This is a genomic window from Thalassovita taeanensis, assembly GCF_900110775.1.
Taxonomy (GTDB): Bacteria; Pseudomonadota; Alphaproteobacteria; order Rhodobacterales; family Rhodobacteraceae; genus Litorimicrobium; species Litorimicrobium taeanense.
The window spans coordinates 1-13,756 of record NZ_FOEP01000009.1 but is presented as its reverse complement, the minus strand read 5'-3'; the positions used below and the strand labels follow the sequence as shown (position 1 = coordinate 13,756).

11 protein-coding genes are annotated in these 13,756 nt (G+C 57.7%); 5 read left to right on the top strand and 6 right to left on the bottom strand.

Annotated features, from left to right (window positions below; genetic code table 11):
- Positions 1-47: 47 nt before the first annotated feature.
- The 5 genes from BSF79_RS12645 to BSF79_RS12625 all read right to left on the bottom strand — a co-directional run bounded on the left by BSF79_RS12645 (position 48) and on the right by BSF79_RS12625 (position 8,018).
- Complete coding sequence (locus BSF79_RS12645; RefSeq protein ID WP_090270191.1) at positions 48-2,723, bottom strand: arsenate reductase (azurin) large subunit; 2,676 nt, start codon at positions 2,721-2,723, stop codon at positions 48-50.
- Between the two features lie 12 nt (positions 2,724-2,735).
- Positions 2,736-3,323, bottom strand: coding sequence for an arsenate reductase (azurin) small subunit (locus BSF79_RS12640; RefSeq protein WP_090270190.1), 588 nt, complete (start codon positions 3,321-3,323; stop codon positions 2,736-2,738).
- 15 nt (positions 3,324-3,338) lie between these two features.
- Positions 3,339-4,466, bottom strand: coding sequence for a cytochrome-c peroxidase (locus BSF79_RS12635; protein WP_090270189.1), 1,128 nt, complete (start codon positions 4,464-4,466; stop codon positions 3,339-3,341).
- Positions 4,467-4,477: 11 nt separating this feature from the next.
- Entirely contained in the window at positions 4,478-5,551 is a 1,074-nt protein-coding gene (locus tag BSF79_RS12630; protein ID WP_090270188.1) for a cytochrome-c peroxidase, read from the bottom strand.
- 220 nt (positions 5,552-5,771) lie between these two features.
- Positions 5,772-8,018: a hybrid sensor histidine kinase/response regulator gene (locus tag BSF79_RS12625; RefSeq protein WP_175545324.1), complete on the bottom strand. Its 2,247-nt coding sequence runs from the start codon at positions 8,016-8,018 to the stop codon at positions 5,772-5,774.
- A gap of 88 nt (positions 8,019-8,106) precedes the next feature.
- Between BSF79_RS12625 and BSF79_RS12620 the strand changes: the two genes are divergently transcribed.
- The 5 genes from BSF79_RS12620 to BSF79_RS12600 all read left to right on the top strand — a co-directional run bounded on the left by BSF79_RS12620 (position 8,107) and on the right by BSF79_RS12600 (position 13,460).
- Complete coding sequence (locus BSF79_RS12620) at positions 8,107-8,829, top strand: response regulator (protein ID WP_090270186.1); 723 nt, start codon at positions 8,107-8,109, stop codon at positions 8,827-8,829.
- Between the two features lie 205 nt (positions 8,830-9,034).
- Entirely contained in the window at positions 9,035-10,234 is a 1,200-nt protein-coding gene (locus tag BSF79_RS12615; protein ID WP_090270185.1) for an acetyl-CoA C-acetyltransferase, read from the top strand.
- A 25-nt stretch (positions 10,235-10,259) separates the two neighbouring features.
- Positions 10,260-11,477 (top strand): TRAP transporter substrate-binding protein DctP, encoded by a 1,218-nt coding sequence (dctP, locus tag BSF79_RS12610; protein WP_139246438.1) that lies wholly within the window; start codon positions 10,260-10,262, stop codon positions 11,475-11,477.
- Positions 11,478-11,547: 70 nt separating this feature from the next.
- Positions 11,548-12,138: a TRAP transporter small permease gene (locus BSF79_RS12605; protein ID WP_090270183.1), complete on the top strand. Its 591-nt coding sequence runs from the start codon at positions 11,548-11,550 to the stop codon at positions 12,136-12,138.
- A gap of 2 nt (positions 12,139-12,140) precedes the next feature.
- Entirely contained in the window at positions 12,141-13,460 is a 1,320-nt protein-coding gene (locus tag BSF79_RS12600; RefSeq protein WP_090270182.1) for a TRAP transporter large permease, read from the top strand.
- Between the two features lie 124 nt (positions 13,461-13,584).
- Here BSF79_RS12600 and BSF79_RS12595 read toward each other — a convergent pair.
- Positions 13,585-13,756, bottom strand: a 172-nt coding sequence (locus BSF79_RS12595; RefSeq protein ID WP_175545323.1) for an ATP-binding protein, incomplete at its 5' end; no start/stop codon positions are given.

Sequence of the window (13,756 nt, the reverse complement as noted above, 5' to 3'; positions counted from 1 at the left end):
AAAAGAAGTGGCATCCGGCCCAAAGGGGCCAGATGCGGAAGCGCAGATCAGGCGATATCGCGACGCGCAAAGGACATCGAGCGAAACTGCGACTTGTATGGGCTCTCACCCATCTTGCGCACCATGCCGACACCCATCTTGTAGTTGTAGTTGCCGCTAATCCAGTCGACCACGCGCCCTGACAAGGCATTCGCCGGCTGCGAGGTATGCAGGAAGTCCATGTAACCAAGGTTCTCCTTGACCGCAGGGGTCACGATGGCAACGGCAGTGATCGACGCTTTGGTCAGCTCGATATGACCGTTTTTCAACAGCGAATCGAAGTCAAAATCACTGCCCTCGACTCCAACAATCGTGTCGGTCTGCACCGGGATACGATCCGAATAGACCTGCACATAGTCACCGCTTTCGATGCCTCGAGCCTCGGCCACCGAAGGGTGGATCTCGATCCAGTTTTCCGGCCAGCGCTGCACGATATAGGGGCGACGACGGTCGTCATACCCGGATTGCCAGCGCTCGTTGATCCGCCCGGACGAAATCCAGATCTCACCCTCGCGCGGCTTCAGCCATTCCCAATAGGAACTGAACAGATCCCACGGCGCCTTCTGAATGTTGCACTTGCCAGTCTGGGTGTTGAAATGGGTCAGCTTCTTGTTGAACATGTTGCCAGCAGAAGGACCGGTTTCGGGCAGTTTGCGCGTTGTGTCGTGCAAGCGCTTGGTGCCTTCCAGCGAGCCATCCTCAAGCATCAGGACCGGGCCCTGAATGCCGTTGGTGCCAAACTCTCCCAGCTTCTCGTGCAGGGTTTTGCCTTCGCGACGGGCCGCGACCAGAACCATGTTGAAATCCTTACGCGAGCCTCGCGAATGGCGCGCGCCCTCTTCAATGACATCGTTCGAGTTCTTCCAGTCAAACCCTTCGAAACCCATCTTCTTCGACAGCTGCGCGATGATCCACCAATCCGGTTTCGCCTCGCCTGGCGCATCATAGAATTTCGGGTAAAGCCGCAGACGGCGTTCGCCATTGGCGCGGGTGAACGTATCCTCGCCCCAGCCCGAGGCTGGGAAGACGATATCGGCATAGCGCGCACCGATCGGATCAACCAGATAGATATCCTGATCCCAGACCACCGTGCCGCCACTGTCGGCGCGGGCCTTCAGGGTGTCGATGATCTCTTGCTTGTCGAACGACATGACCTGATGCGGGTTGCGCACGGTCTGTTCCTCGAACTTGGCCTGCAAGGATTGGCTGCCGCACATCGCCTGCACCCACGTGGTGCCGATGACATGTGCCAGACGGGTGTGGCCCGCCATAAAATACCGGTCGGTATCCATCGCGCGACGGCGACGACCCGGCAGCTTCTCTGGTGACTTGTTGCGCGGATATCCACCACCACGCAGGCCGCCACGCTGGTGACCACCGGCCCGGCCGATAACCTGACCCGGACGTCCGCCAGCCCCAACTGCAATCCCCAAAGCGGAAATCGCCTGAGTGTTGCCCGTGTTGTTGGACCAATAGAAGCCCTTTTCGATCATGATCGAAGTCTTGGGGCGTGTGCCGTCGGCCTTGGGCTTGGCCATCCATTCAGCAGCAGTATAGATTTTCTGAACATCAATCTGGGCGATCTCGGCAGCTTTTTCAGGCACCGAATAGTCCTGCGCCAACAGCCATTCTTTCCAGTCTTCAAAGCCCTTGGTCTGGAATTTGCCCCAGGTCGTGCGCCATTGCCACGGCGTGTTCCGGGTACCCTGACCAAAGCCTGACGAGCTTTCCCATTTGTTGTTGACCCACTTCTCGATCCACTCGTCATCCTGCCAGCCGTTTTCAACAATCACGCGGGCGATGGCCAACACCACCGGCAAGTCGGTTCCGGGCTGGATATCAAGCACCATGCCACCGTTCTTTTCAGCGAATGCCGTTCCGGTAGAGCGGCGCGGCACCATGAATATCGCCTTTTGACCGTTCTGGATTGCCGGCATGATGTGATCCGTGAACAGGATCGTCTTGGTCTCATAGGGGTCGGTGCCGCACATCATCAGGGTGTCAGCCTCGGCCCAGTCATCATAACTGGGGCCGAAGTTATCGAAACCCGCATCGCGGAATCCGGGGGTCGAAGTCACATCCGACGGCGTGTCGTGGAAGGTGAAATTCGCGGTGTTCACATTGCCCAGAGCATACTTGGTGATGGCATAAGTGTTTTCCATATAGCCATACGAGAATGTCTTGACGCCGTAAGCATTGGTGCCGTGTTTTCTCAGTACGTAGTTGCCAACCTCGGCCGCAATATCCAGCGCGAAATCCCAGGTCACCGGCATCAGCACGCCAAACATGCGCACCATTGGGGATTTGAGACGGTCGCGTGTTGGGGTCTGCGGATTGTAAACCTTCTGCGCAATCGCACCACCACGGATCGACGAGTTGCCCATCGGGTTCACAAACTCGGCGTCTTTGTCAGGGATGATAACCACGTGATGCGGCTCGCCATTGTGCAGCACGATATTGTGCTGATTGGGCGCGATCCACGGGCCCAGCGGGTTGACCGGGAAATCCTCGCCAAAGGCGTTCTGATCGGCCATCGGGCCGCCGTTGTGTCCCCCGCGCACCGGCCAGCGATAGACCTTGTAACCACAAGCGACAATGCAATAGTCGCAGGCAGTCGAGATCACATCAGCATCAACCGGCGGCAGAGGGACAGACTCTTCGGGGACATAATATGGTGTGGACATGGGTGTTCCTCCTTAGCCCTGAAGATTGTCAAAACGGCCGTAAATCAGGCCAAACATGCCGACGGCGTAGACATCATCACCGTCAACTTCGAGAAGCACCTGCGGCAGCGACTGATAGGCTTGCCCCGCGATAAAGATCCCGTGGCGCGTCAGATCAAACGTGGTCAGGTGCAGCGGACAGGGGCCAAGCGCCTTGTCGGCAGCCTGATACGTCCCTTGCAGCGGCCCGCCTTGGTGGGTGCAGGTATAGTTGAAGGCCACGATGTCCTGATCGGGGCCGATCCCACCGCCAGCTTTCTGGCCAAGCTTGACCAGAATTGATTCCGCAAATTGACCCTCGTCCGGGTATTCGAAATCGAATGGCTCGTCTGTTTTCAGATCGCTCAGCTTGGCGATGAATTTGCGCGGATAGGTCGACACCACCGCCGGCGTTTCGGCCTCAGACATACCGGGAATGCCGACCATCACGACGGTGGTGGTCAACCCGCTGGTCAGCAGAAACTGCCGTCGGCTCATCAGGCATTTACGAGTGCCCGCTTTTTGGGCCTCGCCGTTTTCGCCATTGATGGCGGCGACGATTTTCGGATCAAGTTCGCTCATCTCACTGGCTCCTGTTCAATTATTGGCAGCCGCAGGCAGCGGCTGCATTTCGGGAAGATCGGGTTCTTCGATCAGGATTTCGTCGCCGCTCAGGCTTTCGAGGAAGGCCACGATGTCGTCAATTTCGCCGTCATTCAGGCCAAGGGGCTGAACCATCGCGGTCTTGTTGGCGGCAAATTCATTCTCGCCCCCACCGGCGTTGTAGAACTCCACAACATCGCGCAGCGTTTCAAGCATGCCGTTGTGCATGTAGGGGTAGGTGTATTTGGTGTACCGCAAGCTCGGCACGCGGAACTTGCCCTTGTCGGACTTTTCCTTAGTGCGGAAATAGAGACCGGGATCGTCCTTGGTCGAACGATACATCTCTTCGGTCGATCCCTTGCCATAAAGCTCGAACCGGAAGGTGATTTGGGCGATCTCATCATCGTCCCAACCGCTGTAGGGCGGAACGCCAAGGTTATAGTACTTCTCGTTCGACAGCAGCGGGCCGCTGTGACAGCTCACGCAGTTCGCTTTGCCGGTGAACAGGTCCATCCCGCGTTTTTGTTGCTCGGTCAGGGCCGCGTCGTCGCCGTTCATATAGTTGTCGAACGGCGTGTCGGTCTGCACCAGCGTACGCTCATATGCGGCGATCGCATTATAGGCGTGGCGAATATTCGGCCAGTCATCGCCAAAGACATCTGCAAAGGCCTCGCGATATTCCGGCACAAAGGCCAGACGCGCTTCCATCATGTCATCTTCGCCGTTGCCTGCCACGCCACCGCGCGCGGCCGAGCGCGCCTGATGTTCCAGCGAACCGGAAGAACCGGCCCAGAACAACTTGCCGTAATACGCCGAGTTGATGACCGTCTGACTGTTGCGCCAATGCGTCGTGCCTGGATAGCCAAAGCTGATAGGCGCCTGAACGGCCCACCCTGCTTCGGGCAGGTGGCAAGACGAACACGGCATGCTGTAATTACCCGAAAGGATCGGGTCGAAGAACAGTTTTTCACCCAATGCGATTTTTTCCGGGCTCATTGGGTTATCTGCCGGAATAGGCGGCTGACCAAGTGCAGCCAAGCCATCCGGGCGCGCCGTTTCGGCCACAAGAGGCCCGGCTGCCAGCAGCGCAGCACTCAGAATGATTGCGGGAGTTTTTTTCATCGTCCGGCTCCTTAATTCTTTACGTTGCGCCAGTCTTCGATCACCGTGTAATCGAAGTCGTCCTCGCGCCAGACATAGGCGTCGGTGTCAAAGCTCTCGCCCGATAGCGCCTCGAGATAGGCCACCAGATCGGCCTTCTCGCCGTCGCTCAGGCCAAGCGGCTTGAGACTTTCATCCTTGAGGGGGTCGTCCCCGCCACCTGCGTTATAAAAATCAACCACGCCTGCCAGGGTCTCAATGGTGCCGTTGTGCATATAGGGCGCAGTCCACGTCAGTTCGCGCAGGGTTGGCGTCAGAAAGCTGCGCTTGGTTTCGGGGCGGTGGTTGCGGATATAAGCCCCCAGATCTTCGCGCAGGTTCATATAGTTTTCGACACCCATGAACTTGGCATAGGTCACGAAGGCCGAATGGCGCTCTGCATCGGCCCAGATGTCAGGGTTATCCGCGACGCCGATGTTGTGCGGCTGATCGTCGGTATAGCGCGGGCCGACGTGGCAACTGGCGCAATTGCCTTTGCCTTCGAATATCGCCTGACCACGGGTGGCGGCCTCGGACAGGTCGCCAGTATCAACAGGCGCACCGCGCGAGACGATAGTTTTCATGAAATCCATCAGCGCGTTGCGCGCACCGCCATTCGACGGCTCGGACATGCCTGCGGCGGCGAACATCTCGACATATTTGGGATCCTGCTTCATCCGCTCCTGCATGATGCGCATATCCATGTTCATCAGGTAGGTTTCGGTGATCATCTCGCGTGCGACGTCGTTCAGGTTCGTGCCCAAACGGCCATCATGCATCCATGCAGCGCGGTACCCGACGTTGGCCAGAGTCGGAGAGTTGCGAAAGTGTCCGGCCCCGGTATAGGCCTGCGACAGGGCTTCGCCATCGCTGAACCCCTTTTCCGGGTCATGGCAGCTGGCACAGGCCAAGTTCGTATCACCTGACAGGCGAGTGTCATAGAACATGCGCTTGCCCAGTTCGGCACGCGCGGCGTTCACGTCGATCGGCTGAATTGGCACGCTATCCTGCGCCGCCGCCGTTGTGGCCGCCAGCATCGCGCCAACTAGGGTCATTTTTCGGATCATCTTGCGCCTCCAATCTGGCCCCGTGGCAAGATATCCACGATCGACCGCTATGATTTGAAAACACCGCAGGCAGGTTTACGCCCGCAGCGCCTTCCTTGTCGCCCGCCTGATCGCAAAAGGATCAGAGCCGGGCATTCACAGCGATGCTAAGACAGGCCAAAGGCACAAATGTTGCCGTCAGCGTGACAGGGAGTGACAAGATGTGACGAAATGTGACCGCTCAGGTCGGCGCGCCTGCGGGGACCGTCGCCGCATGAGCCTTGGCTGAATCCAGTGCCCACCGGATCTGCCGCGCCAGATCAAGCGGGTCGATAGGCTTGTTTAGAACGATCACAGGCGCCCCCTGGATCGAAATTCCGGATGGGTTGTATCCGGTACATATGATCACCGGGACATCCGCGCGATGATCGCGCACGAGATTGGCAAGGACCTCGCCGTTCATCTCGGGCATCACCATGTCGGTAATTAACAGATCAAAGGCATTGGGGTCGGCGCGCATTTTTTCGAGCGCGATTACCGAAGACGTATAGGCCTCGACCCGGTACCCAAGGCGCATCAACACCCTGCGGAAGGTCGCTGCGATTTCGGGTTGATCATCGACAAGGATCAACCGCTCGTGTCCGCGCGGAATATCTTTGGCCGTGATTTCGGGAACGGCCTCGCTCTGCGACGTTCCGGGCAGGCGAATCGTGAAACACGCACCTTCGCCGGGTGCGCTTTCAACTGAAATCGTCCCGCCCATTTCTTCGACCAACCCTGCCACAACAACAAGACCCAACCCAGATCCTTTGCCAAGCGGCTTGGTGGTAAAGAATGGATCAAACAGATGCTTGCGGGTTTCCAAAGACATGCCCGGCCCATCGTCGCGAATTTCAAGTTGCACCCAACCCTCTGGGCGCGGCTTCTGATCTTCGAGCAAACCTTGACTGAGCTTTGTCACACTGATCGTGATGCTGCCTTCGGCCCCACCGATCGCTTCGGCCGCGTTCCGGCACAGGTTCATCACGATTTGGTGCAGGTGGGTATGGTCGGCCATCACCAGAAATTTCCCGTGTTCATCGGCACAGGTCATATGAATCGTCGGCGGTAACGAAGCCCGCAAAAGGCGCGTCACTTCACGTACGATATCACACAAGTTTATGGCCTGAGGCTTACCGGGTTCGCGCCGCGCAAAGGTCAGCAAACCATGCACAAGGCTTTGCGCCCGCTGTGCCGCAATGTCGATCTGCTCAATTTCCATCGCAATGTCGCTCCCCTCGGGCGCATCCAGTGCTGCCAGATGCGCCGCCCCCACGATGGTTGTCAGCACGTTGTTGAAATCATGCGCGATGCCACCCGCCAGCAGCCCGACCGCCTCCAGCTTCTGCGCGCGCGCCACTTGTTCGCGCGCCTGACGCTTTTCGGTCACGTCTTCACCCAGACCTATGAAGTTTTGCACGGTCCCATCCGGCCCGATCAGTGGCAGAATCTTGGTTTCCACCCAATAGCTTCCGCCATCCTTCTTGCGGTTGCGAAAGACGCCATGCCATTCCTTACCCTGCCCCAGACACTTGCGGATTTCTTCGTACACCTCGGGCTTGGTGTCACCGGTTTGCAGAAACTTCGGCGTTTTCCCCTCGACCTCGGCGCTGGTCCACCCAGTCAACTGCGCAAACCGGCGGTTTGCATACAGTATCCGCCCACGGGTATCGGTGATGAAAATCGTTGATGGGCTTTGCTCAACCGCGCTGGCCAACCGGCCCTCGGATTGTTCCAACTTGCGCCGCCGGACCAATTCATCCGACAGCAGCGACATCGACCCCCGCATATCGCGCAACATCATGATCAGAAGTGCGCCAATCGACAATGCCGCGAAAACCAGCAACCCAATCGAAACGAACCCGATCAGGATCAACGTCTGCCCCTGATCAACCGCGGCGAACATGCGCGACGTGCTGATAGCACGCGAGGTTTGCCAAACAGCCTCAAGATCGACCAGAGCCTGAATCGCCCTGGAATCGTCAACCGCAACCAGCACATCGACCTGCTCCAAGCTCAAACCTCTGGCCACCGCGTCACGCGCCACCGGAAGTTTCGCCGCATATTGGTCGATTATCGCCTGGATCGCCAACAAAGCAGTCCGCTCGTCTTCGCGCGGATTGCCATCCAGATACTGCGCCATGGTGGCGTTGAACTGCTCGATCTGCTCGCCGGTACGCTCGAAATATTCAGGCGCGCCGCGAAGAACATAGTTTTTGAAGTTGTGGATGATCCCACCGTATCCCAGATAGCCCCGGAGAGAGCTGATCCAGACACCTTTTTGGCCGACATCACCGTCATAGTCTGTCCAACTGGCCTCAACCTCGCGAAACTGGCTACGGGTCTGGCCGCCAAGATAAAGACCCAACATCACCGTCAACAACAGCAAGATTAACGCAGCAATGCCGACATTATAGAACCGCGTGGTGGTAATTTCCTGAGAAGTCATGTTTGCTTTCGGGCAGTTGCGGCGAAACGCTTGCGAAACGGTCGGGACGTGCGATGATAGCATCCGATGTGAAGATTGGGAAAGCAGCATGACGCAAACTATTCTGATCGTTGACGACGATATGCAGCTTACGTCGTTTTTGTCCCGGTTTCTGATCAAGCACGGCTTCGCCGCGAAAACAGCGTCGTCAGGTGCGCAAACCCATGCAAGTTTGGCACGCACCGACTTTGATCTGATCGTGTTGGACCTGAACCTTCCAGACGAGGATGGGCTGGAAATTGCACGTAAAATCAGACAGGTTTCGCAGACCCCGATCATTATGTTGACCGCACGAGACGAGGTGTTCGACCGTATTGTCGGGCTTGAACTCGGGGCCGATGATTACCTCACAAAGCCCTATGAGCCACGCGAACTTCTCGCCCGGATCAAGGCCGTATTGCGCCGCGCACCCGCCTTGCGCGATGCTGCGGCCGATCAGGCCTTGATCGCACAAAAAATGACCTTTGCGGGGCTTGAACTGGACATCTCTGAACGCCGCCTGCGCGGTATCGACGATGAACGCGCCATTCCATTGACCGGCGCTGAATACACGCTGCTAAAGGCGCTTGCGGAAAGCGCAGGCACAGTTCTGGCACGCGCCAAGATCATGGATGCGCTCTATGGCAACAGCACAACCGTGACCGACCGGGCAATCGACGCACATGTCGCCCGCCTTCGCCGCAAAATTGACGGGGAAAACGCTGGGACATCGCTTATTCAGGCGGTTCATGGCGAAGGCTATGTTTTTGCAACCGCAGTCGAAACCACCTGACCCGACGACTGTCGTGCGGCTTATTTAAATCCGATAATTCCAAAGACGCTCTCGCTGTTTTGTGCTGTCGCAAAACGATTGCGCGCTCCTGCGCGAGCGCGAGTTTTCAACCCTAAACACCATGCTTTTGGGTTTTAGCGTTGCAATACTGCCGAGTGGAGTCTACGTCTCTATACAGATCGGTAATTTGCATTGAGAATATTCCATGACTGACATCATCATCTACGATGCGCTACGCACCCCGCGCGGCAAAAGAATGGGAAGCCTGGCCCCGATCAGCCCAATTAGACTGGCTGCGGCCCCACTGGCCGCACTGGCAACGCGGTATGACTTTACCGCCGCCCCGGTCGAGGACGTCATAATGGGCTGCGCTGTGCCGGTGGGCGAGCAGGGGGCCGACATCGCAAAAGCCGCCGTTGTCGCCGCCGGATACCCGCAAGAAGTGCCTGCATCACAGGTCAACCGGTTTTGCGGTTCAGGGCTGGATGCGGTCTGTTCGGCCGCCGGGCAAATCGGCAGTGGCCAGCTGGAGCTCGCCATCGGCTCTGGCATTGAACATATGTCGCGGGTTGAAATGGGCTCGGATCGCGGCGCTTGGGCCTCGGACCCGCGTGAAACGCTGATCACCCACTATGCGCCTCAAGGTATCGGCGCTGATCTCATTGCCACGCTCAACGGTATGAGCCGGATTGACGTCGACACCTACGCGGCACAAAGCCAAGCCCGCGCGGCGATCGCGATTTCCGAAGGTCGGTTTGACAAATCTATCATCCCGGTGAGCGATAACGCGGGCCTGATTGCCCTGACCAAGGACGAACACCCCCGCCCGAACACAACCGTCGACACACTGGCAAAGCTTAAACCCGCCTTCGCCGCGCCCGGACAGTCGGGTTTCGATCAACGTGCGATTCTGCGCTATCCTTCGGTCGAATATATCAACCACGTTCATACCGGCGGAAACTCCAGCGGGATCGTCGACGGAGCGGCAGCCGTCTTGCTTGGATCGCCGGATGTCGGTGCACGCATTGGCGCGGAAAAACGCGCGCGGCTGCGCTCTTGGGCGCATATCGGATCAGAGCCAACCATCATGCTGACCGGCCCCGCCGCCGCCACACGGTTGGCCTTGAAGCGTGCCGGGATGACGATTGCCGACGTCGATCTTTTTGAAATCAACGAGGCGTTCTCCTCGGTCGTGCTGTTTGCGATGCAAGAGCTGGCGATCGACCCAGAGCGCGTCAATGTAAATGGCGGGGCAATCGCGCTGGGGCACCCGCTGGGCGCCACGGGCGCGATGTTAATCGGCACCGTTCTGGACGAGCTTGAACGCCAAAATAAAACCATCGGCCTGGTAACGCTCTGCGTTGCTGGCGGCATGGCCAGCGCCGCCGTCATCGAACGCATTTGAAACGCCCATAAACGTCGGCAGCATTTTGGCCGTAGCGCTCCATCGGGAAAGAAGCACGCATAGAACTGCGTCCGACATACTTGCACACCATACTGAAATACTTTGGGAGGGAACCATGACAACAGCGACCAAGGGCCGGACTTCGGCTGCGCTACTAACCGCACTTACACTTTCCTTGGGCCTTGCGTCCGCAGACGCGGCGCAAGCCACAGACCTGACTTATGGCTCGCACCTGCCGATAAATCACAGCATTCTTGTGTCCGGCTTCGATCCCTTCGCCAAAGCCGTGACCGAAGCAACGGGCGGTGGAATCACCTTCACCTCGCAACCCGGATCCTCGGTTGTAAGCGCAAAAACCGTTCTGACCGGTATCGGCGACGAGCTGGTATCCAGCGGCTATCTGGCCGACGCATATGTGGCCGATCAGTTGCCCACCAGCGCCTTTCTCAATGGGCTGGGCATGGAAAGCAAAGGTATTCTCGCGGGTTCTGCGGCCATGACCGAACTACAAATGCTGAACTGCCCCGGCTGTGAAGAAGATCTGGAAAATGCAAATGCCGTTTCAATGGCGGTCAGTACGATTTCGCCTTACCTTATGATGTGTAATGGCGATATCTCCTCGACGGCAGATCTTGTTGGCAAGAAAATCCGTTACTCCAGCTCGTGGGGCATGTTCGCCGCCGAACTGGGCGCGACCCCGGTTTCGATGCCAATTACCGATACCTTCGAGGCGCTGCAGCGTGGCGTTGTTGATTGTGTAATCGGCGCGGAATTCTGGCTGGAATCCTACAGCCTGTGGGACACCTTGACGACCGTCATCGATATGCCGTTGGGCGCCTTCCAAGGTGCTCATCTGGTCGTCTTCAACCAGGACGTCTGGGAAGACATGTCCGCCGACACCCATAAAATCATCTACGACAACATCCCCAACATGACCGTTGGAATCGCCAAACAGATGGTTGAAGAAGCCTCAAGCATTCGGGCACAGGCCGTTGAGCGTGGCTTGAAGTACATCCAACCGGACGATGCATTTGTCGCAGCCTTCGCCCGCACTCAGGTCACCGCCGCAACAAGCGTGATTGAAAAGGCGGAATCCAAGGGCATCGACAACGCGACAGATCTGGCGGCTCAGTTCCGCACGCTGATGGATAAGTGGGCCGCAATTGCCGACGAGACCGGCGACGACTACGCGGCATTTGCCGACAAGATGCGCACGGAAATCTTCGACAAGCGCGCGCCCTGAAACGCCAAGCCTGACAACACAGACATGGTCACCCTAGCGGGGTGGCCATATCAGCAGATTGGAATACCCAATGCGCGCTTTCCACCTCTTTGAAAAATCTGTCTACTCGGTCGCGATTGCCGGATTCTTTGTCGGTGCGCTGTCAATGATCCTGATGATGTTTCACATCGGCGCGGATGTCATCGCGCGGACGGTTTTCAACAGCCCGATTATCGGCACCATCGAAATCGTCTCGGCATGGTATATGGTCGGTGTGATTTTTCCACCGCTCGCGCTGATACAACTTTATGCAGGCCATATCGTGGTAGAGCTGTTCACACAGTCCGCCTCGGCCCGGGCCAAGGCGTTTCTCGAAACTGCGGTGGGCGCTGTCGCCATTATCTTTCTCACCGGCTGGACCAACGCCGCAATCAAACTGGCGCTTCGCAAAACCGCGCAGAATGAAACGCTGGACGTAGTGTTTTTCGAAGTACTGACTTGGCCGACACGATGGATTTTGGCGCTGAGCCTTCTCACGCTGACGCTGGCATTCTTGGTGACGACATTTCGCGCCGGACACCTGCTTCTGACAGGCCGCCCCCTTTCCGAACCGATCTCCCGCTTCGGCTTTCCGCAAGACGAGATCGAAGCCATCACCTCCACCACTGAAACGGGGCGCTGAGCATGGATCCTTTTACTTCGACCGCGATTGCTGTCGCGGCTCTCTTCTTTCTGCTGGCGGTACGGATGCCGATTGCGCTGGCGCTGGCGCTGCTGTCCTGCATCGGTATCGCTATCTTGCGCAGCCCGCGCGCGGCCTGGTCGTCGATGGCCAGCATCCCGTATGACTTTGCCGCCCACTGGTCGCTCAGCGCGATCCCGATGTTTCTGCTGATGGGCGCATTGGCACATCGGGGCGGGCTGACCAGCACGTTGTTTGAGGCTGCCAAAATATGGCTCAGCCGCCTGCCCGGCGGACTGGCCGTCGCCACCAATGTCGCAACCGCGATGTTTGCATCCGCCTCTGGCTCCAGCATCGCAACAACCGCCGCGATGTCGCGTCTAGCCGCACCAGAAATGCTGCGCGCAGGTTACAGCCCGTCATTGGCCACTTCAGTGATCGCCGCGTCGGGCACGATTGGCGCGCTGATCCCGCCGTCAATCGCCTTCGTCATCTATGGCTGGTACACCGAGCAGCCGATCGGCGAATTGCTGATCGCGGGCATCATTCCCGGCCTGCTGACGGCGTTGTGTTATATCGCCATCATTATTGGCCGCGTTCTGCTGAACCCCGAAATCGCGCCGCGCGTCGATACGCGATATTCGTGGCGGGAAAAATTCGCTGTTCTGGGAAAAATCTGGCCGGTTCCACTGCTTATCCTGACGGTTATTGGCAGCATTTTCACCGGCTTTGCCACCGCGACGGAATCCGCCGCACTCGGCTCGATTGCAACGCTTCTGCTCTGCTTGCTGCGCGGCACTCTCAACTTTTCAGTGATCCGCGACTCCTTGCTGGATGCGCTCAAAAGTTCGGCCACCATCTTTTTCATCGCCCTCGGCGCGGCACTGTTCACCAAATTCATCGCTATCACCGGCCTTCCGGCCGAAGTCGGCACCCTGATCGTCGAGCTTGATCCCGATCCTCTCGTGATCATCCTGATCATGATCGGCATGTATCTGGTGCTGGGCATGTTCTTGGACCCGATCGGCATCATGCTGATCACGCTGCCGATCCTGCTACCGGTGTTTACCGCACTGGATATGAACCTGATCTGGGTTGGTGTTTTGGTTGTCAAGATGATCGAGATCGGGCTGCTAACCCCGCCCGTTGGTCTGAATGTTTTCGTTGTCAAAAGCGTGCTTGGGGATCAGATCGCACTGATGGACATCTTCAAAGGCGTCACATGGTTCTTGCTGGCCGAGGTCGTGATCATGGCACTGCTGATCACCTTCCCAGAACTAAGTGTCAATCGCAGAGTAAAAAGGTGCCAGATCGCGGCGTAAAACTGGTCCACTGAGTTATCGTTTGTCGTGCGCTTTGGCGCGAGTGCTTGTCATATAGCTAACGCGTGCCAAAGCGCATGTTGGCCCTTGGACCAATATTGTTCTGATCTGGATTGGGCTTTAATTATTGTTGTTTGTTGCGGCTGTGTTTGAGCCTGTAGCTTTCGCCGTTCATCTCGAGAATGTGGACGTGATGGGTCAAGCGATCCAGCAGTGCGCCTGTCAGCCGCTCGGAGCCAAAGACCTCGGTCCACTCCTCGAAGGGCAGGTTCGAGGTAATGATGATGGACCCGCGT

Excerpts from the sequence above, each read along its gene's own strand:
- BSF79_RS12645 (WP_090270191.1), bottom strand. The coding sequence starts at position 2,723 with ATGTCCACACCATATTATGTCCCCGAAGAGTCTGTCCCTCTGCCGCCG.
- BSF79_RS12640 (WP_090270190.1), bottom strand. The coding sequence starts at position 3,323 with ATGAGCGAACTTGATCCGAAAATCGTCGCCGCCATCAATGGCGAAAAC.
- BSF79_RS12635 (WP_090270189.1), bottom strand. The coding sequence starts at position 4,466 with ATGAAAAAAACTCCCGCAATCATTCTGAGTGCTGCGCTGCTGGCAGCC.
- BSF79_RS12630 (WP_090270188.1), bottom strand. The coding sequence starts at position 5,551 with ATGATCCGAAAAATGACCCTAGTTGGCGCGATGCTGGCGGCCACAACG.
- BSF79_RS12625 (WP_175545324.1), bottom strand. The coding sequence starts at position 8,018 with ATGACTTCTCAGGAAATTACCACCACGCGGTTCTATAATGTCGGCATT.
- BSF79_RS12620 (WP_090270186.1), top strand. The coding sequence starts at position 8,107 with ATGACGCAAACTATTCTGATCGTTGACGACGATATGCAGCTTACGTCG.
- BSF79_RS12615 (WP_090270185.1), top strand. The coding sequence starts at position 9,035 with ATGACTGACATCATCATCTACGATGCGCTACGCACCCCGCGCGGCAAA.
- BSF79_RS12605 (WP_090270183.1), top strand. The coding sequence starts at position 11,548 with ATGCGCGCTTTCCACCTCTTTGAAAAATCTGTCTACTCGGTCGCGATT.
- BSF79_RS12600 (WP_090270182.1), top strand. The coding sequence starts at position 12,141 with ATGGATCCTTTTACTTCGACCGCGATTGCTGTCGCGGCTCTCTTCTTT.